Raw genomic sequence first — 2,491 nt, forward strand, 5'->3', positions numbered from 1 at the left:
GTCGGGTTGGGGGTGGCCATGCCCACCTGGGCCACGCCCTCGAAGCCCCGCAGGTCCTCGGCCAGGTCGGCCATGACCCCCAGGGGGTCGGTGCTGCGGATGATGTCGACGGTGACCACGAGCGTGGCGTTGAAGCCGGGGCCGTACGCCTCGTCGATCAGGTCGTAGGTCACCCGCTCCGGGGACCCGGGCTCGGCCGAGCCGTTGTCCGGCAGCCCGAGCGCGAGGTCCTTCGCGGGGATCGCCATGGCACCCAGGCCCAGCACCACGACCAGGACCGTCAGCAGGGGCCGACGGGTCACCAGGTGCACCCACCGCGACCCCATGGTGCGCGCCGACGTCGCCCCGGACGCACCGCCCTGGCCGGAGCCGACCAGGCCGGGGGTGTCGGGGCTGTCGCCGTGCTGCTCGACCAGGGCCCGCACCGCGGCCCTGGACCCGGGCCGGGGTCGCAGCCGCTCCCCCGCGACCGCGACCAGCGCCGGCAGACCCGTCAGGGCGATCACCACCGCGATGGTCACCGCGAGCGCTGCGGTGAGGCCCATGACGGTGAGGAAGGGGATGCCGACGACGAACAGACCGCAGAGCGCGATCACGACGGTGGCACCGGCGAACACGACGGCGCTGCCCGCGGTGGCGACCGACCGGGCGATGGACTCCTCGACGGACATGCCGGTGGCGAGCTGGCTGCGGTGCCGGGAGAGCACGAACAGCGCGTAGTCGATCCCCACCGCGAGACCGATCATGAGGGCCAGGGTGGGGGCGGTACTGCTGACGGGGGTGAGGGCCGCGAGGGCGAGGATGGCCGCCATCGTGATGCCCACCCCGATCACGGCGGTCAGCAGGGGCATGCCGGCGGCGAGGAACGACCCGAAGGTGATCGCGAGGACCACCATGGCCACCACGACCCCGAGGACCTCGGCGACGGTGATGTGGACGGAGGTCTCGGCGTAGACCGACCCGCCGATGTGCACCTCGAGGTCGGTGCCAGCCGAGCCGCGCTCGGCGGCGGCCTCCAGGGCGGGGACGGTGCCGGGGTCCAGGTCGCCCAGCTCGGACCCGAGCCTGACCGTGGTCAGGGCGTGGGAGCCGTCGTCGGAGACGGCCAGGGGGTCGGTGCCGTCGAGGGGGTCGCCCACGTACTCGACGTCGGGGGCGTCGGCGATCTCCGCCAGGACGTCGCGCACCTGGTCGGCGACGGCCCTGACGTCCCCGCCGGGTGCCACGAAGAGGATCTGGGCGGTGGTGCCGCCGGCCTCGGGGAACCTCTGGTCCAGGACGTCGAGGCCCTCCTGGGCCTCGGTGCCGGGGATGGTGAGCTCGTCCTGGGGCTGGCCGCCGGAGAGCCCGGCCAGGGCCCCGACCGCGACCAGGAGGGCCAGCCAGGAGGTGAGGACGGCACGGCGGTGGCGTGCCATGGCACGACCGAGTCGGTACAGCTGTGAGGACATCCAGGTGCTCCCGGTGCGACGGCCCCCAGGGCAGGGCTTCGATGCACAAGCGTATTCGATACGTTGCTGTATCAAGAACACCGCGAGTAGCCTGTCCGGCGACGTGACCGAGCACACCATGACCCGACGCCGCGCTGCGACCCGCGCGCGGATCCTCGACGCTGCCGCGGCGGTGTTCGCCGAGAAGGGCCTCCACGGGGCGACCATCGACGACCTCGTGACGGCGGCCGGGTACACCCGTGGGGCGTTCTACTCGAACTTCGACACCAAGGAGGACGTGTTCGACGCGCTGTTCGAGCAGCAGTCCGCCTACATGGTCGACCTGGTCCGCGAGGCGGTCGAGGGCACCCCCGCCGAGGAGTTCGACCTCGCACTCATCACCACCGTCCTGGAGCGCCTGCGGCCCGCGGCCCTCACCTGGTACCTCATCCACACCGAGTTCGTGCTGCACGCGATGCGCAACGAGGACGCCGGGCGCCGCCTGTACGAGCACTCGGCCCGGTTCGAGCGGGAGTTCGCCGACGTCCTGCTCCTGGCCCTGGAGCGACTCGGGCGCCGGCCGCGCCTGGCCCCGGCGCAGCTCGCGGACGTGCTGTCCTCGCTGTACCTCAAGGCACTGGCGCAGGAGGCCTCACCCGGCGCCCCGCCCCGCGAGGACTTCGACACCATCCTGCCCACGGTGCTGCTGGGGTTGTCCGAGGAGCTCGGGCCCGAGGACTGAGGCGCAGACCCGCTCAGGCCCCGCTGCCGAGGGCCGCGTCACGGAAGCGGTCCATCACGGCGTCGTAGTCCCCGGACGCCTGCACCCCCGGGGGCGCGAACGTCAGGGTCGGCGCCTGGTCCAGCGGGGTGTCCCGGCCGCCGAGGAGCCCGGCCCGGGCGGCGGCCAGCAGCGCCGCACCGGTGGCCACGGGTTCTGCGGCACGCACCCACCCGCCCACGGGGTGGACTCGTGGCTTGACCGCCGCCCACACGGGGTCACCACCCATCCGACCGCCGAGGACGACGGGCGCCGCGGGTCGACACCCCTGGTCGCCGGC

Annotated in this window: 2 protein-coding genes and 1 pseudogene; 1 reads left to right on the top strand and 2 read right to left on the bottom strand. The window is 73.5% G+C overall.

Features of this window, described 5'->3' with window-relative positions; genetic code table 11:
• On the bottom strand, window positions 1-1,451 hold a 1,451-nt coding region (locus tag N869_RS14350), incomplete at its 3' end, for an MMPL family transporter (RefSeq protein WP_035062718.1).
• Between the two features lie 103 nt (window positions 1,452-1,554).
• On the opposite strand from N869_RS14350, the gene N869_RS14355 reads away from it, so the two are divergent.
• Window positions 1,555-2,172, top strand: a complete 618-nt coding sequence (locus N869_RS14355) for a TetR/AcrR family transcriptional regulator (protein WP_052105613.1) — start codon at window positions 1,555-1,557, stop codon at window positions 2,170-2,172.
• Between the two features lie 13 nt (window positions 2,173-2,185).
• Here N869_RS14355 and N869_RS14360 read toward each other — a convergent pair.
• Window positions 2,186-2,491: pseudogene (locus N869_RS14360) on the bottom strand (hypothetical protein); the annotation flags it as partial.

Origin of the sequence: Cellulomonas bogoriensis 69B4 = DSM 16987 (assembly GCF_000767165.1) — a bacterium.
GTDB lineage: Bacteria > Actinomycetota > Actinomycetes > Actinomycetales > Cellulomonadaceae > Actinotalea > Actinotalea bogoriensis.